Genomic DNA, 24,625 nt, shown 5'->3' on the forward strand with positions numbered 1-24,625 from the left:
TTCTGAATACTCTCTTTGGCTCTTTCAGAATGACATCGCGAGTCCTATGCTCAATCCCACTGCGTCATTCCGTACAGCGACGAAGGAGCATGATACGGAATCTACTTACCGCAAGCATCTGTAAAAACAATTCGCAAAAGGCCATAACAAGCAATAGTTTGAACCAAATCGCAAGTACATAATCCATTCAACATAAAAAAATGAAAAAGCCCTTTACCTCCACTTAACTTGAGGTTTTAACCTATTCTTCGTTGGTTAAAAAATGACAAAGGAGCAAACCATGATCCAACTCGAACATGTGAACTTAGTGGTTAAGGACATCCCTGAAATGTTGAAGTTTTACCAAGCAGCATTTCCACATTGGTATATGCGTGACGAAGGCAAAGGCGAATGGAGCGGAAAACCAAGAAACTGGATCCACTTTGGTGATGAGTACCAATACATTGCGATGAGCGATCATGGCGAAGGAAAGAATCGCGATCTAAGCGGTTATCAAGTCGGGCTAGCGCATTTCGCGTATGTGACCAACGACATTGATGGCGTGACGAAAAGACTGGTTGAAGCAGGTTATCAAATTGCCAACCCCGGCGCTGAAGAACCATACCGTAAGAACGTCTATTTTGTTGACCCTTCAGGCTTTGAAATCGAATTTGTCGAATACCTTTCAGACGACCCAAAGCTGCGTAACTTATCGAACTGAAACAATAGGTAGATTCGGCTCACTATCCCTCCTCTTATATTCAACATCGACGATGCCAAAATACTGGGCTCGAAGGGGAGGATTGCTATACGACAGATACAAAAAAGGCCGCTAATAATAAGCGACCTTCTATATTCTTTTAAGCTTACACAGCTTCGCCTAATTAAAGAGCGATAACGTTGCTAGCTTGTGGGCCTTTTTGACCTTGTTCAACTTCGAAAGACACTTTTTGGCCTTCTTTCAGAGTTTTGAAACCTTCAGAAGCGATAGAACGGAAGTGAACGAATACGTCAGCGCCGCCGTTATCTTGAGTGATGAAACCGAAGCCTTTCTCTTCGTTGAACCATTTTACGATACCAGTATTTGAATTAGACATGTTATGCCCCTATTAGTTTATTTTGAGTAAAAGTTCATTATTAACAATATGTTAATGAGTTGAATTATATCATGATACGCTAAAATAAAAGGGAAACATCTAACTACAAAAATGGTTATTTCGTAGTGGAAGCTTTACTTGTACTTGATGCTGCATTTAATAACTCTTTGAACAACTGCGCGGTATACTAGCAGAAGCATAAATTTCATACAACTACTTTTTTTACTTTTTCAATGAATCCTAACTTCTTTAGCTCTACAAGGGCTAAGTAACTCACTCGAGCACGCCTAACACGCGATCTTCTTTCACTAAATCAAACTTTTTCCGTCACCTAAATCACTTTAGAGAAAAAGTCTGACATCGCTAGTAGAAGCAGTAACCATCGGTGTCCTTCTGGCCCCAATGGTAAACAACGTGTGTGTACCCTAGCCCTCTGCTTCCAAATATAGGATCAGTTTTAGCACTTGTCACCCCTTCCAATTTATAACTAACCTCGAGATGCGTGATTCAGTGAGAATGCGTTGCTTGTACGACCACTTTATTTCGGCTGCCACTGATTCGAGGTAACCAAACGATCCATCACTTTGCTGATTGCTTGATGGGCTTTATCAATCATCATATCGATGTCAGCACGAGTAGTAATCAACGGCGGTGCAAAGCCAAGAATATCGCCATGTGGCATGGCACGGGCAATTAAACCTTGCTCTAGACAAGCGGCGGCGATTTGGGAACCCACTTTCAAGTTTGGATCGAAATGTTCACGATTGCGCTTATTTGCAGAGAACTCTAAGGCATGCAACATGCCCACACCACGAGAGTCCCCCACCAGCGGATGGTCACTGAATGTGTCGGCCATTCGTTGCTGTAAATAGGCCCCGACTTCTGCGGCGTTACTCACTAAGCCCTCTCGCTCAATGATGTCTAAATTGCAGTTTGCCGCTGCCGCTCCCATTGGATGACCGGAATAGGTGTAACCATGACCGATTGCTCCCCATTGTTCAGTTCCGTTTTCGAGTACATGCCACACTCGCTCACCAACTATCACTCCAGATAACGGTTGGTAGGCCGATGTAAGCCCTTTCGCGACTGTCATCAAATCCGGTTTCATATCATAATGTATCGAGCCAAAACTCGCGCCAAGACGACCAAAGCCGCACACCACTTCATCGGCAATTAAAAGCACATCATATTTATCTAATACTTTACGGATTGCCGGCCAATAGCCTCGCGGAGGTGGCACTATTCCTCCCGTTCCCAGCACAGGTTCTGCAATCATCGCGGCAACGGTGTCTGGCCCTTCTGCAAGAATCCGTGTTTCAAGTTGATCAGCACAATACTGCGAAAAATCTAACTCAGATAAGCTCTCATCTTCTCGGCGATAATAGTAAGGGGCAAGCGTATGTTTGATCCGGTCTAGTGGCAGGTCAAAGTGCGCATGAAAAAGGGGGAGTCCGGTCATCGAACCAGAAGCAATGCTAGAGCCGTGATAACCACGATCGCGTGAGATGATTTTTTTCTTCTCTGGTCGTCCACGCACATTGTTGTAATACCACACCAGTTTAAGCTGAGTTTCATTGGCATCACTTCCTGACATGCCATAATAGACTCTGCTCATGCCCTCTGGTGCCATTTTAATGATGCGATCAGAGAGTTTAACCAGTGCTTCGTTGGTGTGCCCCACATAGGTATGGTAATACGCCAATTGCTTTGCCTGCTCATAAATGGCCTCTGCCATTTCTAGTCGGCCATAACCGATATTGACACAATACAATCCAGCAAAACCGTCTATTAACTCCGTTCCTTCTGAGTCGGTGATACGAATGCCGCTTGCACCTGTGATGATTCTCCCCGGCAATTCCCCACAGGCATATTGCTTTAGATGCGTTGAGGCGTGAAATACGCGTTGACGATCGATATCCAATAGTTGTTGCGTTTTGTCATTCATGATTTTCCCCTTGCGCCTTCACGCAGCCGTGAGAACTTACGACTCCTTTAAATACTCAGATGTATCGATCATTATGGTATCGATACCCATATGAATGAGTACTCAAAGTCATAGAAATCCGACATATAGATACACTGTAGAGGAGGAAATATTCCGAATATTTCTGATGACGCCAAAGAGGAGGACAAAACTTTCTGTTTAAGAGGAAAATACATGCATTTTTTTCTGCACACCGTTACGCGAGGCTAACCATTTAAAGTGAGCGAGTTTGGATTGATGTCTAAAGAGACAGAATGGCTTTTAATGGTTTTCGTCACGATGTAGGTAAAGTAGCGTTCAATGCCGACTTCTGAATCTAACCAGTTATCGATCAACCGTTGGTATTGATCAATGTCTTCCGATTGAACTTTGAGGATATAATCGATGCCGCCGCCAGTGGCGTAACAATCTGTCACCTCTGGGGTATGTTGTACCAGTTGTTCAAAGCGTCTGAAGGCTTGGGCGCTATGTTCTTTTAGCGTCACTTCAACCATCACTGAGGTGTGTTTAAACAACACATCCGTATTTACTTTTGCTCCGTAACCTTCAATGATACCAGCCTCTTCGAGCTTTTTGACACGCTCCCAGCAGGGGCTGACTGACAGGTTAATCGCTTCGGCAAGGTGGGATTTGGTAATGCGCCCATTATCATGAAGAATTTGTAGAATTTTAACGTCATAACGATCAAGACGCATGGTTACCCCTCCTTATCATGGGAGTATAAGTGTTGTTCATCACCGTCTTCGCCCATCACTACAACCCTCTTCTTCCCTACTTTTCTGCGGCTCAAGTTGAATGAAGTGACACTAATGTTTAATGAATAAGTGGCGAGGGAAATCACACAAGGTTTTTGCGCCCTCTTTTGTGATCACAATACTCTCTGTGGTTTCTAATCCCCAGTCCTCAAACCATAACCCCGGCATAAAGTGGAATGTCATGCCTTCTTCAAGGGGCGTCCCATCGGTGTCTCGTAAACTCATGGTTCGCTCCCCCCAGTCTGGCGGGTAGCTCAAGCCGATAGGGTATCCGCAGCGCGCTCCCTCGCGTGAGAACCCCGCCTTGTCCAGAACCTGATTGAGTGCATTGGCGATATCTGCGCAGGTGTTTCCTAGTTTCGCGACTTCCAACCCCGCTTCAATACCACATGTCAGCGCTTCGTCGGCGCGCTTAAATTTGTCATCGGGTTCACCCAAAAAAATAGTACGAGAAAGCGGGCAATGGTAGCGGCGGTGAGCCCCAGCGATTTCAAAGAAGGTGCCTTCCCCTTTTTGAAACGGCCGGTCATCCCAGGTCAGATGCGGCGCAGAGGCGTCAGAACCGGAGGGCAATAACGGCACAATGGCGGTGTAATCGCCAAAATGTTCTTCATGGCCAAGTACCGCTTGTCGGTTAATTTCAGCCACGAGGTGGTGCTTTGGCAGGCCTGGTTCAATCATCTCAAACGCGACCCGGTGCATGTTCTCGACAATACGCGCCGCGCGATACATATACGCTAACTCTTGATCCGATTTTACAGCGCGGCACCAGTTCACTAAGCCTGTTGCATCTAATAATCGAGCATTAGGTAGGTGAGTGGTCAGCGATTCGTAAGCCGTGGCACTGAAGTAGTAATTGTCTTTTTCCACACCGATACGGCCGCGATCCCAAAGCCTTGGCTCGAGTACGCCCTCAACTAAGCAATCCATCGGATGGAGCGGTGGGTTCATCACATAGTGATCGGGGTAGTAGGTGATATTCTCCGCTGACATATACGCTGTTCGATATGCCCCGTTGGCATCTTGACAACGCCCAAACCAAACAGGCTCTCCCGTCGTTGCCACCACCACGCATTGAGGCACATAGAATGACCAACCGTCATACCCGGTTAACCACGCCATATTCGACGGGTCGTGGATGATCAAAAGATCCAGTTCCTGCTCTTCCATCGATAACCGAACTTTCGTTAGCCGATCCTGGAACTCATCCAGTGAAAAATGCAAAGCAACGCCTCTCATGCTTTCTCCTTACGAAAAGTCCAACGCCTTAAGGCCTTCGGAGACGTTGAGGTATTTCTACCTTTTGGCCAGTTGATTCCACCAGCCTACCGTACTCATGCCACTCACCACTGCGTTATCACGAAACTCATTTCAGGGGGTGCTATTACCCACCCTTGCTATATACAAACATGTCAATAACTCCAATTATGGTGCATTTTTTGTAATTGCACTGAATATAAAAAGAAAAAACAAATGGGCTGATAAAAGTGACGAGCGGACAAGGGAAAACGAGCAGAACAAAGACTGCGTAAAATGAAGAAAAAAGAGAGAAAGAACGAGAAGATTCGTCCGCTAAGAACAGAGCTAGTAGCATGAGATTGGCGTTGTAGTCAGCTCAACCGTCCCTCACGTCGCCCATGTTCAACCGTGCAGTAATCGCAACAACGACACTCTATTCAAATATCAGAGCATAACCGACTGATAACTCTCTACAATCTGAGCAACGTCTTTTTTGTTGCCCTGCAGGATCCGGTTGTAATGGTTTAGGGTTTTGTCCAAATACTCTCTGCTCAACCGCGTTTGTTCTTCATTGGCGGCCAACCAAATTTTATCACCGACTAAGCTCACTTTTGCTTGCGAACTCTGCTGAGATGAAACATAGATAATTTCATAAAATCGGTGATTATCTTTTACCAACACCTCGTCTTTTAAGCCAAAGTTGCGTTGATTCAAAACATGGCGCAGCTTAAATTGGTGATGAACAGGGCACAGAATAAAATCGATATCGAGTGTTGGGTATTGCTGATGTATGGCTTGTACAAACTCGGCGATCAAATCCCCGCCAACACCAGCGATGATCACCAAATGTTTACCCGGATATTGATGCAAAGGCAATGTCGCCACATCCAAACAGTGCACATGCCAAGCTGCTGATGTGTCGGAGTAAAAACGCTGCAGCTTGCTCTCCACTGCCGATACCAACGGCTCGACAATATCGACAAAATGGATATTCGGTGCGATTTCACTATTGAGTAAAGCGGTACCGAGCAACCCATGATCGCAGCAGCAATCCCAGATATGAGTATAGTTAGGCTCTACAAGTTGTATTATTTGATTGAGTCGTTTACTGAGTTTCAAGAGTGGAATCGCCGCAAAATAAAGACCGACGTATTGTAATCACTTTAAGCCAATTGTGAATGTTAAATAATCAACTCATGTCCAAAAAAAAACGCCGCGTTGTTAGCGTGGCGTCAGATTGCTGACGAACCCCACTTTTTAAAGTGGGGTTCTTTCGTATGAGCGGCGGCTGCAAGCCAACATAGCATTTGCACGTTCTTCAGCCCACAGAAGCGAGCATAACGGTGCCTGTGATACCTTATCTCCATCTGTAGGTCTTCCGTCCATACGCTGAAAGGCACATTTGGTTTGCTCTATCTACGACATTTGTATAGATATGCCGAGTAATCACCTTTTTCATGTTCTTACTCTGAGTACACTCATCTCTCTATGGGCAGAACGCACGCTCTTTCGGGTCTGTTGTAGATAAAGTGCCATTTCTTGAACGTATTCTTTGTTCGTGACGGTCTTCGGTAACCGAACAGGGTCAACAAGTGGGCGACCATTGGCTTTACAGTAGAGGTGAGCGACTTCGAGTTCGTATTGTTGAGGAGCAGGCTCTGAAGCATATTGGAGTATCCATATTTCGATACCCCTATTAGATCAAAGGCCCAGCCTGATGGTTCCAACCACAAATTTTATTTGACTCGTGGCGCGTGGCGCTTCGGTTTACTTTGAAACTGCTTAATGCTTTTTTTGCTATTCGTGCGTCGATTTGCTTTCTTGTCTCTCGGCGTACGTTTGCTTTCGCCGGTAGATGGCTGATCAGTGACAGGAAATCCCTCTAAATCTTGCACTGGCAGTTCACGCTGCGTCAGATTGCGAATGGCGGTTAGGGCTTCCATTTCACCATGGCAGACGAGCGACATCGCCACACCTTGCTTTCCTGCTCTCGCGGTGCGGCCTACTCTATGTACGTACGTCTCAGCGTGCATTGGCAGCTCAAAGTTAATCACGACAGGAAGCTGTTCAATATGAATGCCGCGCGCGAGTAAGTCCGTTGCGATCAGTACGTTCGTTTCACCACTTTTAAACTCAGTGAGCGCGGCTTCACGCTCGGCTTGGCTCTTATTCCCATGTAGTGCATTGGTTGAGATGCCCGCTTTGTTCAGCTTTTTCACCAATCCATCTGCGTTCTCTTTAGCACCAATAAACACCAACACCTGCGACCATGCATTTTGCTTGATTAACTCAATCAGCGCTTGGGTTTTACTGCCTTTGTTCACCAAATACAGCGTTTCAACGATATCTTTGTTGATGCTGTTTTCTTTATGCGCAGACACCTGCTTTGGAGAGTGCATCAGCTGCTTCGCTTTTTGCTTCAGTTCATCAGAAAATGTCGCTGAGAACATCGCCGTTTGACGCTTGCTTGAGATTTGGGCGGCAATACTTTGCACATCAGGCCAAAAGCCCATGTTGAGCAGGCGATCGGCTTCATCCAGGATAAGGTAACCAACACGGTTTAAGTCCAAGCCATGCTTGATAAGGTCAACTAAACGGCCTGTTGTTGCGACAAGAATAGCAGGGTTGTTCGCGAGCGCCTGCTGCTGTGGCTCTTTATCTACGCCACCACATAAGCAAACCACACTTAGATCTAAGCTTTGACCAACTTGATTAATCGCGTCACTTACCTGAATCGCTAGCTCTCGTGTTGGCACCAAAACTACCGCTTGTTGGCCAGTATCTGCACTTAGCTTTTCAAGTAACGGGAGGCCGTAAGCTAATGTCTTTCCGCTGCCCGTATTGGCTAATGCCAACACATCTTGGTCTACCAACATTTCAGGAATCACCAATGCTTGAATATCGCTAGGCTTGTTGATCTCTTTTGGCAACGCATGAATAAGCTCTGAGCTCAATGAAAGAGTAGAAAATGACATTTGCTTGGCCCTTTATCTGGAGGCAGTGAAAACGATGAGAGCGTGATAAAACGCAGGCGCGGACTTTATCACAATCTTTTTGGTGAACCACCTTGTTTTAGAAGAGTAAGCCCTTTCCGTTTTCAATGCCTCCCGCAGAGCCTATTATGCTAGCGGTGCGTTTACAGGTAAGAACCTCTAATTGGGTAGTTGTTCTCCGGGTTGCGGATGAACGCGACACCCGATAACAGCACATTGAGGTCTGGTCGAGCAAAAGGCCCATTGGAGATATCGATGGCCTGCACCAGCCTCGAGATGCTTAGTTCCGCGAGAATGACTTGATATAAAGACGAAGCAGCGATTAACGATGAAAATCTAACGTATTCATTAAAATTAAGAACGCCACTCCTCGAGAGTGGCATTCTGTACTCATTTAAATATCACGTCTCGCACCTCTTAATCGTGTGTTTGGGAAGCAGCGTTCAGGTATTACAACACAGCTTTACGACGAGGTAAGAACACTTCACCAAGCATGCAGCGCACAGAACCTCCGCCAATCGATTCTATGGTAGAAACATCAAACGGCAGCAATTTCCCGTGTGTCGCAAGTTGGTTTCGCTGCGCTGGCGAAAACGCATTGTAGGCAGATTGAGACATTGCAATCACTTTATCGCCGTTAACACTCTCCAACTGAAGAATATTGCCACAAAACTGATTCATCTGTTCCAGAGAAATCGAGATGACTTGCTTATCTTTTGCGAGTGATTTAATCACGAAGCGGCGCTCGAACTCGGGGATCACTTCATCACAAATGACACAAAACTGCTCACCGACCGCCATCATCACGTTGGTGTGATAAATCGGCGCGCCAGAAGGCAGTCGAGTTTGGAAAGAGATCACTCGCTCGTAGCCAATGCGCTTGGTGTACTCTTCTAATACGAGACGATCGCAGCGTTGCGAAAGTGCCGCATAAACCGTTTTATTAAAATGGTCGAAAACCATCACGCCGGTGCTCTCTAGATAGGCTTCATCTTCTACATAGCCTGTCAACGAATCTTGTTGATGCACTACACGTCCAGCATGTGCTAGCGCAGCCACTAAAGCATCTGGGCGCACTTCTTGCCGACGATTTTCACACGCCATAGGAAAAGTATAAAAGCTTCCTTCAGGCGTAGTACTAAACCAGTTATTAGGGAATACAGCATCCGGCGTGGCAACATCTGATGTTGGGTAATCAAATTCAACAACTTGCACACCTTCTTGGCGCAATGCTGCCACCATAGCAGAAAATTCAGACATGGTTTTACGCGACACTTGTTCTTGGCTAAGTGATACTTGGTGTTGAAATTCATTATCTTGTGCCGTTTCGTCATTGAAGCGAAACTCTTTCGGCGGCACCATGACGACACAGTTTGCAGTATGACGCAGAGCACTTTGTATGCTTTCTTTTCTTCCATGTGCATTCTGAGGCACTGATTCGTGTAATAGCATCCAATACATTCCTTCTCACTAGAATGATCAGATTGTAAATTTAATGTTAAGCATGGTTTTGCTGTTTTTATTAATGATTCAATCAATGAAAAGTGATATTTACTGCCAATAACGATTTTTACGCGACTTCTTATTGGGTGAAAGCGAGTTCGTTGTTTTCTAATCAAGGAATATCAAAAACAAGACACCGTTCCCATCACTGTCTATAACCTAATGGTTACATTTCAAAGCCAATCAGTTAGACTACTTTTTCACCCCTCACAACCTAAAATCGTCTACCTTTCTGGCTGGTAGACACAACAATATATCTTACCTCCATTCTCGGAACGCTGCCTCGTCCAGGGTAAAGATGATTTATGAGTTCAATGTCTGAGATGGCACAGTTTTAACTTTAGGATGAGTTATGTTTAAACGATTTGAAGGCTTTACCGAGCCGTTCCCCAGATCCAACCCTGATCAGCCTCCTTCAGGGATCTTTGCTTTTTTGCGTCACTATACTCGAGGCTATGAAAAGCCGCTGATCATCATGTCTTTGATGTCGACGATTGTGGCCATTGTCGAAGTCTCCTTATTTGGCGCAATGGGACAACTGGTTGACTGGCTTTCCACTAGCAACCCAGAGACGTTTTTACAAGACAATAAGGATACTCTGATCTTTTACTGCGCCTTATTGCTAGTCGTCATGCCTTTGTTAGTGGTGTTCTACTCACTGCTAATCCACCAAACCTTGCTTGGCAACTATCCGATGTCAATTCGTTGGCTCGCGCACCGATACTTGCTCAACCAAAGTCTGAACTTTTATCAAGACGATTTTGCAGGGCGTGTTGCGACTAAGGTGATGCAAACTTCCCTTGCCGTTCGAGAAACGGTGATGAAAACAATGGACGTATTCGTCTACGTTTCAGTTTATTTCACCAGTATGATTGTAATACTCGCCGCCTCAGACTGGCGTTTGATGATCCCAATGCTGGTTTGGCTTGCTGCCTACGTGGCGATTCAAATCTACTTTGTACCAAAGCTCAAAAATGTCGCCACAGAACAAGCTGACGCGCGCTCAACCATGACGGGGCGCATTGTAGACAGTTACACCAACATCCAAACGGTAAAACTGTTCTCACACAGCACACGAGAAACTGAGTATGCAGAACAAGGCATGAAAGGCTTCTTAAATACGGTTTACCGCCAAATGCGCTTAGTGACCGGCTTTGATGTGGCCGTTGAAATATCGAACTACATTTTGGTGTTCTCCGTTGCAGCCTTATCCATTTATCTATGGTTAGACAGTGCAATCAGTGTCGGAGCTATCGCCATTGCTATCAGCTTAGCACTACGAATCAACGGAATGTCAATGTGGATCATGTGGGAAGTCGGCGCACTGTTCGAAAACATGGGAACGGTCGTAGATGGCATGAAAACCCTCTCTAAACCAATAGAGATCAAAGACCAACCAGATGCCAACGATCTCAACGTCTCTGAGGGAGGGATTCACTTTGACAACGTGAGTTTCCATTACGGTGAGAAGAAAAGTGTGATCAGCAACCTCAACCTTAACATCAAACCGGGCGAAAAGGTCGGCTTAGTGGGTCGTTCTGGCGCAGGCAAATCAACATTAGTGAACTTACTATTGCGTTTCCATGACGTCGAAGAGGGCTGTATTAAGATTGATGGACAAGAGATATCAAAAGTAACTCAAGATTCACTACGCTCGAAAATTGGGATGGTGACACAAGATACATCGCTGCTGCACCGATCTATTCGCGACAACATCTTGTATGGCAACCCTGATGCAACAGAAGAAGCGCTGCTCAACGCGACCAAGCAAGCACACGCACACGAATTTATCGAGACTCTGACTGACCCATTTGGCAATGTCGGTTACGATGCTCAGGTCGGTGAACGAGGCGTGAAGCTCTCTGGAGGTCAGCGACAGCGGATTGCTATCTCGCGAGTACTGTTAAAAGATGCGCCACTTTTGGTCCTTGATGAAGCAACCTCTGCGCTGGATTCTGAAGTCGAAGCCGCTATTCAGGAAAGTTTAATCGAACTTATGCAAGGCAAAACGGTTATCGCTATTGCACACCGACTGTCGACCATTGCTGCTATGGATCGCCTAATCGTACTTGATAAAGGCAGTATCGTTGAGCAAGGCTCGCACCAAGAATTAATTGCCAATAATGGTATTTACGCTCAACTTTGGGCGCATCAAACCGGTGGGTTTATTGGCGAAGAGATCGAAAATCGACAAGACTCATAAAACCTATCTTCCCCCCCTAAAAGCGGCGCTTCTTAGCGCCGTTTTTTATATCATTTCGCTATAATCACGGCACCGAACCTATTATCGCCCGAAAAACAAAACGCGACAACGATCACGTATTCTCTCACCACCAAAACAAAAAAGGTGACATACATCACATTCCACTTATTAGCATAGCGTCCCGTTGTGTATTCTAAAGCAGTGGACACAACGTAGAGCATTGAGCTGGCTTCATTTGTTACTTCACTTTTTAAGAAACAGCTATACTCAATATATGGCTTAGTTATTACATTAATAATAAGGTAATTGGCTTATGTGTAAATGTGGTTCAATGCAGATCGTAAAAGTGAAACCAAGTTGGGCTGACAAACTATTCGGCTACTCAGAGCGCTGGAAATGCCAACTTTGCTGTAAGATCTTCCGCTTCTAAAACACCAAAATAATAATCTTAGAGCTTCTAAGAAAAAGCAGTAGCCCGACAATTATTGTCGGGTTAATTTTTGGTTTCGACCAATTCCCTTGTGCTCTTTCTCCCCCTCACTTACCCTAAACCATTCCATCTAACCTAGCATCTCTAGGTAACTTGGGTATAAAATCATGCCTACTCATTACTTCTTCTATTCATAATTGCTCAATATGAACAAAAGTTTACTCACTAATGTCCTCGCTATCGCTTTGATGGGCGCAGGTCATCACATTCAAAATGATTACCTATGGTATGCAGGTCTATTTGCATTTTCAGGTGCAATCACGAACTGGCTTGCGGTGCACATGCTATTTGAGAAAGTACCAGGCCTATACGGCTCTGGTGTTATTCCCGCACGATTTGAAGAATTCAAATTAGCCATTAAGAACTTGATGATGGAACAGTTCTTTACCGAAGCCAATATCGACCGCTTCCTAAACAATGAGATGGCGGGTGGTGTAAACATTGACCTTCAGCCAGTGATCGATAAAGTCGATTTAACCCCAGCGTTTGACTCACTAGTAGAAGTGATAGAAGGCTCACAGTTCGGTGGCATGCTAGCGATGTTTGGTGGCGCAGAAGCCCTACAGCCAATGAAGCAACCTTTCATCGAAAAAATGCAGCAGTCCATTGTTGAGCTCAGCCAGAGCGATACCATTAAAGATGCGTTAAAAGAGCAGCTAGAGTCTCCTGCGATGATGGATGAAATCAAACAGAACATCGAAAGCATCATCGAACAGCGCTTGAGTGAGCTCACTCCTGCACTGGTGAAAGAAATCGTGCAGAAAATGATTAAAGAACACCTAGGCTGGCTTGTCGTCTGGGGGGGCGTTTTTGGCGGTTTGATTGGCGTACTGACCACATATGTGAGCGCATAGATTGTGCCCGAGCAAAATAACAAAGGAGCCGCATGGCTCCTTTGTTCTATCTAAAAGTGCGATGCCTTAACTGATCAGCTCGGGATTCACACCAAACCCAGTTTTATGCTCTTCAATCACCACTTCACTACGAGTTTGAATCACACCAGGCAATGTTCCCATCTTACTCGACATAAATTCCTGATACGCTTTCATGCTCTTCACCCTCACTTTGATCATCGTGTCAAAGTCTCCTGATAATGAATAGCACTCTTCAATTTCCGGCATTAACTCTACGGCTTTAGCAAACTTCTCAAAAATGGAAAAGCTGGTTTGATCAAGCCGTATATGAATGAAAACTTGTACATCTAAACCAAGCTTTTCGGCATTGATTTCTGCATGATAGCCATTGATGTAACCCTCTTTCTCCAATCTTTTTACACGCTCGGAGCAGGGAGAGGTCGTTAAATTAACCTGTTTCGCCAATTCAACAATCGGGAGCCGCCCCTTTGAATGCAGCAATCTCAAAATTTGCAAATCAATCCTGTCCAGCTGGTAACTCATTCACTACATCCTTGCAACAATTCAAGAGTCGTTACATTAATAGTTACGCTTGGTTTTGCAAATCACAAAATCAAGAAGGTGTGAATTCCACAAGAATTTAACGATTGCTTTGAACAAAAAGCTCCGAAATACAAAGTGTACAGACCATGAATGCTTAGTTTATAAAATCATCAGCTTATCACTAAGATTTATAGTCAAACTTAATTATGTTAATAAAAAATGAGACAATGACCTTTGCAGAGAAAAAACTGAGCTTTAAAGAAAAGTACTACATCAAATGGTAAGGCAATAATAGGAAAAAAGAATTAGGAGAAAGTAATGTTAACCCTACAACTTGCGTACAAGCCATTTGGTGTTGGTGAATGGACGTACACGACCGTTTCACATGAGGTCGCAAAATTTTTGGCTTCAGAGTACGCATCATACGGTTGGCCAGTGATGGTCGATGGCCTACCGGTCAGTGCAGAAGAAGAACAGGCCGCTTAACCTCGTTCACATTATTGCCGATGTCTGTTGCGCTGGATGCTGAATAACTTCACCGATAGCGCGATGGTTACAGCTTCGGCAGTAGTATTGCGGCTCCATTTCATAATAATGTTCACCGGTTACAAACTTCGCCATCAGTTGTGTAAAACTTACGACTTTGTCAGTCAATGTTTCTACTTGCTCGGGCTCACTACGCTTCATAATCACTTTATGCTGCGTCGATTTTCTGCATGCTGAGCAATAAATATCCGGCATTTCCTTTCTCCCTTCTTTTGCTGTACTACTGACAATTGACACATTCTGTTCAAAATAATTCCCTAAAGAAAAAGGCCAATCTTTTTTTTGAGTACTACGTTCAAAAAATACCAATAAAAAATAAAAAACTGAGACATTGGTCTGACCTCTTATTCACCCCTTTTTGGACAATATTACGCCATACAGCCAATAAATTCGACATATTGTCTATCAGTTAAGCTAAGCGATATTCTACGCGGTCTTCGAGCATGGCGCTGTTCTGTCCAAATTCATTCTTTTCGCTCATTTCATTCATAGTTTGGATAATTTACAGTGTGAATTACGACCAGTACGTTGTTGTCATTCATGTATCTGGTAACCCCAAGATGCTAGGGTAACGGACATAATTTGGTTTGTTCACGTCGCAATGATTTGAAGAGCGCATAGTGCTAAATTTAAAAGTCGCACACGACGTATGCAAGACAACACAAAAAGGCGCAATGGGAGAGATTTGATGCTCTACACTGCGAACGACGCACATCAAGTCCCCAATTCGGACAATTTCGATCAGCAGCAGTTAGAAGAATTAATAAAGACACTTGAAGAGAAGATTAATGCCCGAGATAACTCAAACCCAAATTGAAGATATCATCGCGGTTGCGGAGTTAGTCTCTAAAACAACGCAACAACATATTCTTGAGCATTTCACGCCGGAAGGGAAACAACGATTCCTCGCGAGAATTGAGCAGGATGTGACTCAAGCGATCACTCACACGAACTTTGTTACGCTAAAAGTCATAAGCGGTACTAAGATTGTTGGTTTTGCCGCGCTCAAAGATGGCAACTATCTCACGCACTTGTTTGTCGCCACTGAGGAGCAAAATAAAGGCTTGGGTAAGTTGCTGCTTAACGCGATATTAGAGCATACCAAACGCCTGCCAGGAACTTCGGTACGCCTTCGTTCTGCCCCAAATGCCGTCCAGTTCTACCAACAACACGGTTTTGAGCCAACTGACACTATCTACGAAAAGCAAGGCATTCGCTATGTGCCGATGTCTTTGAACGTCTCCATTTAGAAAATACGTCAAAGGTTGAAGATAAAAAGCCAGCGTGGATGCTGGCTTCTATTCGGTGTTAGTCTTGAGCGACTTTCACGCGGATCGCGTTTTTTGCAACCTGAGACAGGTTCAACGCTTTAAGAGCAGAAGCCGCTTCTGCTTCATCAGGCATGATCACAAAGCCAAAGCCTTTCGACAGACCAGTATCTTGATCCAACACTAGCGTGCAAAGTTCAACTTTGCCGTAGTTTGAAAACAGCTTGCGGATCTCTTGCTCCGTGGTTTCACGAGCCAAGTTACGAACTAAAAGTTTCATATTTAACCATTTGGTATTTTTTGACACTTCGATTCTCGCAGTTTATTCCTAGTAAACCAAGTTAATAATCAGCGTCACCCAACGGAATCTATCTAAGTGTATCTGTTTAAATGACTTTTAGTTATGCTAAAGAGATCCGCTCAAACTAACATCAAAACGTAGCTCATGCAGCTAAAACACACCAAACCGCCATGTGTAGCCAGAATACATTTGCGGCGCACCTTCTTTGGATCCCCATATACTGAACATAAACTATGATTGAGGCGACAAAAAAGCCCGCGAAGATCGCGGGCTTAGTTTTGACTCAAGAAGAATTAATCTAGTTCAACCAGTTTCTTCTCGTACTCTTTATATTGTTCGATAACTTCTTGCGTCGCACCACCAGTCATCTTGCTCACAAGCACGATAGCGATGGTAGAGAAGATGATTCCTGGAACAATCTCATACACATCAAACCAACCGCCCGTCAGTTGTTTCCATACGACGATAGTAATGCCACCCACTAGGATGCCCGCCAAGGCACCGTTACGGTTCATACCATTCCAGTAAAGGCTTAGTACTACGGCAGGGCCAAATGCAGCACCAAAGCCAGCCCACGCATAAGATACCAGACCTAAAACTGAACTGTCTGGCGTCATCGCTAGGAACAGAGCAATAAGAGAAATCACGATAACACCTACACGGCCAATCATCACCACTTCTTCAGAAGAAGCGTTAGGTTTGATCACCTGCTTGTAGAAATCTTCTGCAAGTGCAGATGACGATACAAGCAGCTGAGAATCCGCCGTACTCATTACTGCCGCTAGAATGGCCGCAAGTAGGATACCTGCAATCACCGGGTGGAATACGGTGTTCACCAACAGCATAAAGATTTTTTCACCGTCATCGAGCTGCGTACCAGGGTGGTTTGTCACCCATACCAAACCCACTAGGCCGATCAACAGTGCACCCGTCATAGAAAGTGCAGTCCAACCCACTGCGATACGGCGCGCAGTCGTCAGATCTTTGTTTGAACGTGATGCTTTAAAGCGAGCCAAAATATGTGGCTGACCAAAGTAACCCAAGCCCCAAGCAACGAGTGAGATGATCGCGATTGCAGATAGAGGTTCACCATTGACATCATTCCAAAGTGTCAGCAACTCTGGGTTAATATCGCGCATGTCAGTAGCAAGTTGACCTAACCCACCATCCATAACGGCAACTGGCACGATCATTAATGCCGCGGCCATTAGCAAGCCTTGCACCAAGTCGGTCCAAGATACTGCTAAAAAACCACCAAACATTGTGTACGAAACCACACATACGGTACCAATAACAACCGCGATGCTGTAATCCAAGCCAAATACGGTTTCAAACAATTTCCCCCCTGCGACCAAGCCAGAACTGGTGTAGAAAAGGAAAAACAGAAGAATAAAGAACGCAGAGATTGTCTGGATCAGTTTCGACTTATCGTTAAAACGACGCGATAAAAATTCTGGCAGTGTCAGTGAATCGGTTTGAATACTGAACGTACGTAGACGTTTCGCGTTGATTAACCAGTTTGCCCATGTCCCCACCAATAGACCACCAGCTAGCCAAAACGCTTCAATACCTGCCGCATACGCATACCCCGGAAGACCGAGTAGCAACCAACCACTCATGTCTGATGCGCCTGCAGAAAGTGCCGCAGGCCAAGGGCCAAGGCTACGACCACCTAGAAAGTAGTCCGATGAATTGGAAGTTCTTTTATACGCATAGACGCCAATGGCAACCATAATTAACAAATACGCCACGAATGTGGTCGTGATAGCAAAACCATTTTCTATCATTAGATAGTCCTCGTTATAATTATTTCCTTCCTTGCCTTCTTTGATATTTTGCCGTCTCAGCAATACACCAAAACAAGAGAGACCAACCCAAATGAGCTCTACGGCTCTTTGTTGTTAGGTTGGCACCACAAGTCAGGTTAGTGAGAGTCGCTCCCCAACTCGAGTAGAGTTGCGTTGCCGCCCACCGCCGTAATATTTATCGTTCGAGTACGCTCAGTAATAAAGCGTAACGACAAATGAGGATCGTGAGCCACTGTCGGTGACTCTAAATCCGTTTCAGAAACTAAGCCGACGATAGCACCGTCACGCTTAGCCAATTGCAAGTTAAGCGCATGCTCAACCTGTGAATACCCAACATAGCCCACACTGCGCACGTCACTGTCTAGCAATAGGCCAGACGCATCGTACGCAACCACTTGGACTACATTTGATGGGAAGTTAGTTGACGCCAAAGCTTGCTTAACCAATTGATTAAGCTCTGCATTGTCGCTACAAATCACCACACTGTTCCCTGCAATTAGGGCGCTGGTGATCATTGCAAAAGTGCTGTATAGCGCATTCTCGGTGTTTTCTAGGTTGTTTTCACAAACCACCAAAGCCACACCGCGACCCGCAGCATACAGCTCGTTAGTTTCTCCCGTAGGTCCTACTAACTGATGTGTTTCTGCTAAAAGTGTAGACGCTTGTTGCAAATGGAAAGACACCACTTTGCCAACCACAGCATGCTGCGCTTCAACAGCAGATTTAAATGCCAGCAAATGCTCACACTTATAATCAAAATCGGTCAGATTCCACTGCTCCCACGCAGAGAATGCATCTTTAAAATACGTAATCTGATGAACCATAATGCGACTCCTTATGCCTGCTCTGCTTGAACAAGATGTTGTAGAGTGAAGCGGTATAGGTAGTGAGGACCACCCGCCTTCGGACCCGTACCAGACAAGCCTTGACCACCAAATGGCTGAACGCCCACGACAGCACCAACCTGATCACGGTTGATGTAGCAGTTGCCTACACGAGCGTGTTTTTCAATCCAACGGTAAGTGGTTTCGTTACGGCTGTGGATGCCCATTGTGAGACCAAAACCCGTTTGGTTGATTTGCTCAACCACGTTTGGCAACTCAGATGCTTTAAAGCGAACAATGTGCAAGATAGGACCGAATTGCTCTTCTTTCAGAACATCAATGCCCGAGATTTCGAACGCGCTTGGCGATACAAAATCACCGTGCTGACAAGCTTCATCCAATTGAAGCTGCGCAACTTTGGTTTGCGTGTTCGTCATGTGTTCAAGGTGAGCAAGGAGTTTGTTTTTTGCATTGCTGTCGATAACCGGACCCACATCGGTTTTATGTAGATAAGGGATACCAACATGCAGTTCATTCATCGCACCTTGGATCAGGTTGATGATGCGATCCGCTACGTCTTCTTGAACAAACAGCACTCGCAGAGCAGAACAACGTTGACCTGCAGAAGCGAAAGCAGAACGAATCACGTCACGCACAACCTGCTCTGGCAGTGCAGTACTATCAACAATCATAGCGTTTTGACCGCCAGTTTCAGCGATAAACGGCACTGGCTTCGCGCTGCGTTCGGCAAGCGTCACGTTGATGCGCTGCGCCGTTGCTGTCGAACCAGTAAATGCCACACCTGCGATAGCATCGTGAGATGTAAGTGCATGACCAATTTCACCACCACGACCCGGCAATAGCTGAATCACACCCGCAGGGAAACCTGCTTCTAGCATCAATTCAATCGCACGAGCGGCAATTAAGCTGGTTTGCTCAGCTGGCTTGGCCACAACCGTGTTACCTGCGACAAGTGCCGCTGTCACTTGACCAAGGAAAATCGCCAGAGGGAAGTTCCATGGACTGATACAAACGAATACGCCTAAACCTTCGCGGCTAGAAATGCGCTTCACGCCATCAAAGCCTTCCAACTCGAATGGTTGAAGGTTTTGCGCTTGTTTGGCGTAGTAACGACAGAAATCGACCGCTTCACGCACTTCATCAATGCTATCGTGAATCGTCTTACCTGCTTCTTGATGACAAATCGCCACCAGCTCCGCGAGGTTTTCTTCCATCAGATCCGCAAGCTTGTCTAAACATGCGGCTTTTTGTTCAATCACCGTACCTTTCCAATCAGGAAATGCAGCATCAGCGGCTTCGATCGCAGCGGAAACATGATCAAGGTTTGCGAAAGCCACCTGACCCACTTCGATACGACGATCGTAAGGTGCGGTAATGATCTCTGCTGAACTTTCCTTGATCATGCTTTCGGCATGCTTCTCGCCATTGATGATCGGACCCGCCATCCATTGCTGAGTTAGGAAGCTTTCAACTTGCGCTTCAAATGGGTTCGCTTCGCTGTCGATATCAACGTTCACACCGTATGAGTTTTTACGCTCTGGGAAGATATCCGTTGGCAATGGAATTTGACCGTTATTCAGCTTGTCGAAGCTGGTTAGCATATCCACTGGATGCTGCGTCAGCTCTGAAATCGGGCAACGCGCATCCACCAAACGATGCACAAACGAGCTGTTCGCGCCGTTTTCTAGCAAGCGACGAACCAAGTAAGGCAGCAGGTCCGCATGGCTACCAACTGGCGCGTAAATACGCACAGGCTGACCGTAAGTGTCCATCACATGATTATAAAGCGAATCACCCATACCATGCAGACGTTGGAATTCGTAATCTTTGTGCGCGGCCATCACGGCAATCGCAGTCACGGTGTGTGCGTTGTGACTCGCAAACTGCGGGAAGATATTGCCACGCACGCCTTCACTTAGTAGGAAACGTGCACACGCGAGATAAGAGACATCAGTGGCTTCTTTACGAGTGTAAACTGGGTAGTTGGTGTAACCCGCTTGCTGCGACCATTTAATTTCGCTGTCCCAGTACGCGCCTTTTACTAGACGTAGTGGGATAAGATCGCCCTGCTCTTTCGCTAGACCGTTCAACCACACCAGGACCGGTAGTGCGCGTTTTGAGTAGGCTTGTACCACCAACCCAAACTTGCCCCAACCTTTCACTAGGTCACTGCGGTATAGCTTTTCAAACAGTTTTAATGACAGCTCTAGGCGATCAGCTTCTTCTGCGTCAATCGTGATAGCAACGTCCACTTCAATCGCACGCTTGAGCAGTTGCGTTAGCGTGTCGTAAAGCTCAGTCATCACGCGCTCTTCATTCGCCACTTCGTAACGTGGATGAAGTGCAGACAGCTTGATAGAGACAGAAGGCGCAGGACTCGTGTCACTGCCATACGTTTCACGACCAACAGCTTCGATCGCCATTAGATAATCTTTGAAGTACTTGCTTGCATCTGCCGTAGTTAGCGCTGCTTCACCCAACATATCAAATGAATAAGTGAAACCTTTGTCGCGCATTGGACGGCCATTCTTTTGCGCTTCTTCAATCGTACGACCACGTACAAACTGATGACCCATGATCTTCATTGCCTGATACATGGCTTTACGAATCACCGGTTCTGAGAATTTGTTCACCAGACGGTTTACAGCCTGACCTGGGCTCTGGGTTTCTTGCTCACCAAGGCCAATCACTTTACCCGTGAGCATTAGGCCCCAAGTTGATGCGTTAACGAACACCGAATCAGAACTCTTAAGGTGAGATTTCCAATCAGCCACGCTTAACTTGTCTTTAATCAGTGCATCAGCCGTTGCTGAATCTGGAATACGCATCAACGCTTCTGCAAGACACATCAGCAAGATACCTTCTTGGGTATCTAAACTGTACTCCAGCAGCAATGCATCAATCATTTGGATTGATTTCTTATCGGCCCGAATGGCTTCAATAAGTTGGGTTGTTTGGGTCGTGATTGCCGATTTTTCTTCCGCTGTCGGCGTTGCTAGTGGCAATAGTTGCTCTAGCCATTGAGACTCGTCCACCATATACAATGGCGAGATCAGTGACCACAAGTTATCAAGCGACTGCTCGATAAATTCCGGTGCTAACACGTTCGTTGCTGTAAACATGCGTTTTCCTCAATCTCTCTCCTCGAAAACCGCTTCGAGGCTCATCAATGGCTGGCAGTGTATTTTGAGGGCATAAAGAATACTTGTCAAAAACTCCGAGTTTTTTGCTAAATACTCGCTTTTATAACAAAACATCTACATAGTCACACATAAATAGATAATATATTGTGTTGTAAAAGTTCATTTTTACGCGTTATTTACAACAAACTCGGGTTAATTTTCGCCAGACTTTGTTTGAATAAGAACGATTTAGATTGCGCTTTGGCAAGAAATGGATAAAAACACAACAAGTTTGCTGAAAATGACTCAAAAAATTCGACTTTTCCGAACAAAATTCAGGTACAACAAACCGCGGCAGATGCGCAGCTGTCATTAAATAAGCTATAGATTGAGCAATATTACCCAATTTGTTTCTTATACTGAGACGGTGATAAGCCTTGTAAACGAGTGAAGGTATGAGTAAACGTACTTTGGCTAGAAAAGCCCGTAAACTCGGCGATCTGCCCTAGCGTTAAGTGGCCTTGCTCAATCAAGTCACGCGCCATGTCAATACGTTTGCCTAGAACATACTGATGCGGCGTAATACCCATTTGCTCTTTGAAAAGGTTGTGGAATTGACTCTCACCCAAGAACACGCTGCCGGCTAATTGAGCGACACTAATTTTATGGCTCAGATGCAGCTCGATGTAACGATCGATGGCATCCAAATCAAAACGGGATTCTTTTTTCGAGGTTTCAAATGCCGAGATATGACGCTGCATCAGAGCAATCACAGTGTCGTTGCACGCACGACTGAGTAACAAATCATTAGGATGATTGCGCATCTCTTGCACCAACATCTGAATCAGCTTTTGAATTTGGCCATCCAGTTGGAAATAAAGATGAGACCGCTCTAGATTATTGATTTTCTGAAGCATTTCTGGATCATCGTTAGTCGGTTTTGGCATGTTAAGCACCAAAATATCTGACTGATGAATCACCCCTCCGAAAGCATGATCAGAGCACGCCGTTACGATACAACCTTGACCAGGGCCAACCAAATTGCCTTGTCCACGCACTTCAAATTCCGCTTGACCTTTCAAACCGATCACGATCTGCGTGTAAGCATGATCATGGCAATCCATATAAGACGGAAGTGTGATCAATTCTGCTGGTTTTGGCAACATGATCTCTTTATATCTCGGGGCTTTCGGGTTATCTGAATCACTCATTTCGAACAGTCGTCTTTACACGGTCGGCTTACACATTGGCATCATATACCTTCTCTGCTAGCTTGCAAATCTTCCCTAGACCAATCATCCAAGATCAAATCAATGTGATCATAGCGCCCTGCATGATCATCGTTCCGGAACAATGATCATGTGAATATAACCTACGGTCAATGTGCAATCAATTTTCTTAACAAAAACCGCCAGATAGCAAAAATGACCGAAGATGAGATAAACACTTATCAAAGATCTTTACCGTTAAAATGCACACCAATGTAAGAGCCAAGATAAAAATTACGCTCTAAAGCACACAAAAATCACTAAAACAGGGGCATAGAGGCATTTCCCCCTTACTAATATGCCCCAGATTCAATACATTAGAACTGAAGCTCTAGGCTGCATACAAGCCTAAGCTCACGGTATCTAATTGATACCCCGAACTTACTTGACAGACCCTCGCCTGGTAATTTAGAACCGCTTCTACACGTCGACAAGATTATCATGTGTTGCCAGCCCGTATCAGGTGGGCTTTTTTATCTTATTCAAATAAAAACAAAAGCATAACCTGATACCATATGGCATACCTCACTGTAATCTGATGTTAGTCATCACGCTGAGTTTTTTTGAGCATATTTCTCTCCACTCGGCTTAGCCTGGTTTGACGATCGAAAGCATGATCAAGGCATGGAGGTGTGTCGAACCATGAATAGTCAATGACGTGAGCACAAAGACCAGCAATAACACTGGCGATAAGGTCAAAGTGAGTCCTCTGGTGAATATTCCAATCAATACCATATAACAGCCGCTTCTTCGGCAACTACCGGGGTGTTGGGGATGCAAGGATAAAGATTCAGTATTCCGCTATGTGAATCAAGAATATGCAGAATTGATAGGGCACGTTTCGCCTGAAGCCTGTATTGGTAAAACCGACTTTGAAATGGCCAGCCCGATCATTGAATGTGCGCAATATCAACTGTCGATCGTGATCAATGGTGATAGATAGACTCCAATACCGTCACTCAATCCACAAACAAAAACACCGCCAAAATGAGCGGTGTTTATCTATCTAGTTAAATCGCAAAACTTATGGCGCAAGACGCTCGATGTCCCATCGGCCTTCATGGTGCTCGAATAAAAAGCGATCATGTAAACGATGCTCACCGCCTTGCCAAAACTCGATGCTTTGCGGTTTAACGCGAAAACCACCCCAGAAGGTGGGGACTGGGATTTCACCTTTAGCAAATTTCTGTTTTAACTCTAAAAACTTACCTTCCAGTACCCCACGAGCAGAAATGCGGCTACTTTGCTTACTGGCAATCGCTGCTAATTGGCTATCTTTCGGGCGAGAAGTGAAGTACTTCATATTCTCCATCGCAGTCAGCTTTTCTGCAACACCCGTAATGTGAACCTGACGCTCAAGTGGGTGCCAAGGGAAATGCAAGCTGATACGGCTATTGTGCTCAAGCTGCTGCGCTTTACGGCTGCCTAAATTGGTATAGAACACAAAGCCATCTTTATCGACGTTTTTCAGCAGAACAATGCGTTGATACGGCATGCCGTTCGCATCCACGGTTGCGACCGTCATTGCGGTTGGATCGGTCAATCCAGCTTCTACCGCTTGCGATAACCACAGGTTAAATTGATCAATCGGATCTGCTTTTAAATCTTTCCGACGCAGGCCACCTTTTGTGTACTCACGACGAATATCAGCAAGTTCCATCTTCACTCCTTGACTCGTTTTTGTTGATTGTGCGCTTGATGATGATGAAATTCAAGGACAGCAAACCGCCCCGACTCCGTTCTTAAGCCACGCAATCGTCAATCTCACGCTCCATCGCATCACTCATCAAGCGAATTCAACAAATGTTATCTCTCATTCTCGCTGCG

General features: G+C 45.3%; 20 protein-coding genes and 3 pseudogenes. 6 read left to right on the plus strand and 17 right to left on the minus strand.

The genetic code is table 11. From position 1 onward, the window contains the following. The first annotated feature begins 280 nt into the window (after window positions 1–280). Window positions 281–700: a VOC family protein gene (locus AK966_RS10970; RefSeq protein WP_119464140.1), complete on the plus strand. Its 420-nt coding sequence runs from the start codon at window positions 281–283 to the stop codon at window positions 698–700. 163 nt (window positions 701–863) lie between these two features. Here the strand turns inward: AK966_RS10970 and AK966_RS10975 are convergent, their stop codons facing one another. The 9 genes and pseudogenes from AK966_RS10975 to AK966_RS11015 all read right to left on the minus strand — a co-directional run bounded on the left by AK966_RS10975 (window position 864) and on the right by AK966_RS11015 (window position 9,499). Then, complete coding sequence (locus tag AK966_RS10975) at window positions 864–1,076, minus strand: cold-shock protein (protein WP_099078480.1); 213 nt, start codon at window positions 1,074–1,076, stop codon at window positions 864–866. A 538-nt stretch (window positions 1,077–1,614) separates the two neighbouring features. Further along, window positions 1,615–3,021, minus strand: a complete 1,407-nt coding sequence (locus AK966_RS10980; RefSeq protein WP_099078479.1) for an aspartate aminotransferase family protein — start codon at window positions 3,019–3,021, stop codon at window positions 1,615–1,617. A 245-nt stretch (window positions 3,022–3,266) separates the two neighbouring features. Beyond that, window positions 3,267–3,755, minus strand: a complete 489-nt coding sequence (locus AK966_RS10985) for an Lrp/AsnC family transcriptional regulator (RefSeq protein WP_099078478.1) — start codon at window positions 3,753–3,755, stop codon at window positions 3,267–3,269. 111 nt (window positions 3,756–3,866) lie between these two features. After that, window positions 3,867–5,054 (minus strand): M24 family metallopeptidase, encoded by a 1,188-nt coding sequence (locus AK966_RS10990; RefSeq protein ID WP_119464141.1) that lies wholly within the window; start codon window positions 5,052–5,054, stop codon window positions 3,867–3,869. A 444-nt stretch (window positions 5,055–5,498) separates the two neighbouring features. Then, the gene (locus AK966_RS10995) at window positions 5,499–6,173 is read right to left on the minus strand and encodes a tRNA (adenine(22)-N(1))-methyltransferase TrmK (protein WP_119464142.1); all 675 of its coding nucleotides are present in this window, start codon (window positions 6,171–6,173) and stop codon (window positions 5,499–5,501) included. A 161-nt stretch (window positions 6,174–6,334) separates the two neighbouring features. Beyond that, a pseudogene (locus AK966_RS11000) lies at window positions 6,335–6,649 on the minus strand (IS5/IS1182 family transposase); the annotation flags it as partial. Window positions 6,650–6,790: 141 nt separating this feature from the next. Then, complete coding sequence (locus AK966_RS11005) at window positions 6,791–8,029, minus strand: DEAD/DEAH box helicase (RefSeq protein ID WP_119464143.1); 1,239 nt, start codon at window positions 8,027–8,029, stop codon at window positions 6,791–6,793. A 161-nt stretch (window positions 8,030–8,190) separates the two neighbouring features. Then, window positions 8,191–8,313, minus strand: a pseudogene (locus AK966_RS20150) (thioredoxin peroxidase); the annotation flags it as partial. A gap of 184 nt (window positions 8,314–8,497) precedes the next feature. Further along, window positions 8,498–9,499 (minus strand): arginine deiminase-related protein, encoded by a 1,002-nt coding sequence (locus AK966_RS11015; RefSeq protein ID WP_099078474.1) that lies wholly within the window; start codon window positions 9,497–9,499, stop codon window positions 8,498–8,500. Window positions 9,500–9,902: 403 nt separating this feature from the next. Between AK966_RS11015 and AK966_RS11020 the strand changes: the two genes are divergently transcribed. Together AK966_RS11020 and AK966_RS11025 are read left to right on the plus strand one after the other, a co-directional pair. After that, window positions 9,903–11,753: an ABC transporter ATP-binding protein gene (locus tag AK966_RS11020; protein WP_099078473.1), complete on the plus strand. Its 1,851-nt coding sequence runs from the start codon at window positions 9,903–9,905 to the stop codon at window positions 11,751–11,753. Between the two features lie 636 nt (window positions 11,754–12,389). Then, window positions 12,390–13,097, plus strand: coding sequence for a DUF445 family protein (locus tag AK966_RS11025; RefSeq protein ID WP_119464144.1), 708 nt, complete (start codon window positions 12,390–12,392; stop codon window positions 13,095–13,097). Between the two features lie 66 nt (window positions 13,098–13,163). On the opposite strand, the gene AK966_RS11030 is transcribed toward AK966_RS11025, so the two are convergent. Further along, window positions 13,164–13,640, minus strand: coding sequence for an Lrp/AsnC family transcriptional regulator (locus AK966_RS11030; protein ID WP_099078471.1), 477 nt, complete (start codon window positions 13,638–13,640; stop codon window positions 13,164–13,166). 318 nt (window positions 13,641–13,958) lie between these two features. Here AK966_RS11030 and AK966_RS11035 point away from each other — a divergent pair, with 318 nt between their 5' ends. Next, window positions 13,959–14,126, plus strand: a complete 168-nt coding sequence (locus AK966_RS11035) for a hypothetical protein (RefSeq protein WP_099078470.1) — start codon at window positions 13,959–13,961, stop codon at window positions 14,124–14,126. A gap of 6 nt (window positions 14,127–14,132) precedes the next feature. On the opposite strand, the gene AK966_RS11040 is transcribed toward AK966_RS11035, so the two are convergent. Further along, the gene (locus tag AK966_RS11040; protein ID WP_099078469.1) at window positions 14,133–14,381 is read right to left on the minus strand and encodes a hypothetical protein; all 249 of its coding nucleotides are present in this window, start codon (window positions 14,379–14,381) and stop codon (window positions 14,133–14,135) included. Between the two features lie 593 nt (window positions 14,382–14,974). Between AK966_RS11040 and AK966_RS11045 the strand changes: the two genes are divergently transcribed. After that, window positions 14,975–15,436 (plus strand): GNAT family N-acetyltransferase, encoded by a 462-nt coding sequence (locus AK966_RS11045; RefSeq protein WP_119464145.1) that lies wholly within the window; start codon window positions 14,975–14,977, stop codon window positions 15,434–15,436. Window positions 15,437–15,494: 58 nt separating this feature from the next. On the opposite strand, the gene AK966_RS11050 is transcribed toward AK966_RS11045, so the two are convergent. The 5 genes from AK966_RS11050 to AK966_RS11070 all read right to left on the minus strand — a co-directional run bounded on the left by AK966_RS11050 (window position 15,495) and on the right by AK966_RS11070 (window position 22,741). Further along, the gene (locus AK966_RS11050) at window positions 15,495–15,734 is read right to left on the minus strand and encodes an RNA-binding protein (protein WP_099078514.1); all 240 of its coding nucleotides are present in this window, start codon (window positions 15,732–15,734) and stop codon (window positions 15,495–15,497) included. Between the two features lie 314 nt (window positions 15,735–16,048). Next, on the minus strand, window positions 16,049–17,542 hold the full coding sequence (gene putP, locus AK966_RS11055) for a sodium/proline symporter PutP (protein WP_099078467.1): 1,494 nt from the start codon (window positions 17,540–17,542) through the stop codon (window positions 16,049–16,051). 137 nt (window positions 17,543–17,679) lie between these two features. Next, window positions 17,680–18,387, minus strand: a complete 708-nt coding sequence (locus AK966_RS11060) for a 1-pyrroline-5-carboxylate dehydrogenase (RefSeq protein WP_099078466.1) — start codon at window positions 18,385–18,387, stop codon at window positions 17,680–17,682. An 11-nt stretch (window positions 18,388–18,398) separates the two neighbouring features. Then, complete coding sequence (putA, locus tag AK966_RS11065; RefSeq protein ID WP_119464146.1) at window positions 18,399–21,530, minus strand: bifunctional proline dehydrogenase/L-glutamate gamma-semialdehyde dehydrogenase PutA; 3,132 nt, start codon at window positions 21,528–21,530, stop codon at window positions 18,399–18,401. A gap of 398 nt (window positions 21,531–21,928) precedes the next feature. After that, on the minus strand, window positions 21,929–22,741 hold the full coding sequence (locus tag AK966_RS11070) for an AraC family transcriptional regulator (RefSeq protein WP_099078464.1): 813 nt from the start codon (window positions 22,739–22,741) through the stop codon (window positions 21,929–21,931). Window positions 22,742–23,510: 769 nt separating this feature from the next. Here AK966_RS11070 and AK966_RS11075 point away from each other — a divergent pair. Next, a pseudogene (locus AK966_RS11075) lies at window positions 23,511–23,705 on the plus strand (PAS domain-containing protein); the annotation flags it as partial. A 117-nt stretch (window positions 23,706–23,822) separates the two neighbouring features. Here the strand turns inward: AK966_RS11075 and pdxH are convergent. Next, window positions 23,823–24,458 (minus strand): pyridoxamine 5'-phosphate oxidase, encoded by a 636-nt coding sequence (gene pdxH / locus AK966_RS11080; protein ID WP_099078463.1) that lies wholly within the window; start codon window positions 24,456–24,458, stop codon window positions 23,823–23,825. Between the last annotated feature and the right edge of the window lie 167 nt (window positions 24,459–24,625).

This window comes from Vibrio sp. PID23_8, assembly GCF_003584965.1.
Classification (GTDB): Bacteria; Pseudomonadota; Gammaproteobacteria; order Enterobacterales; family Vibrionaceae; genus Vibrio.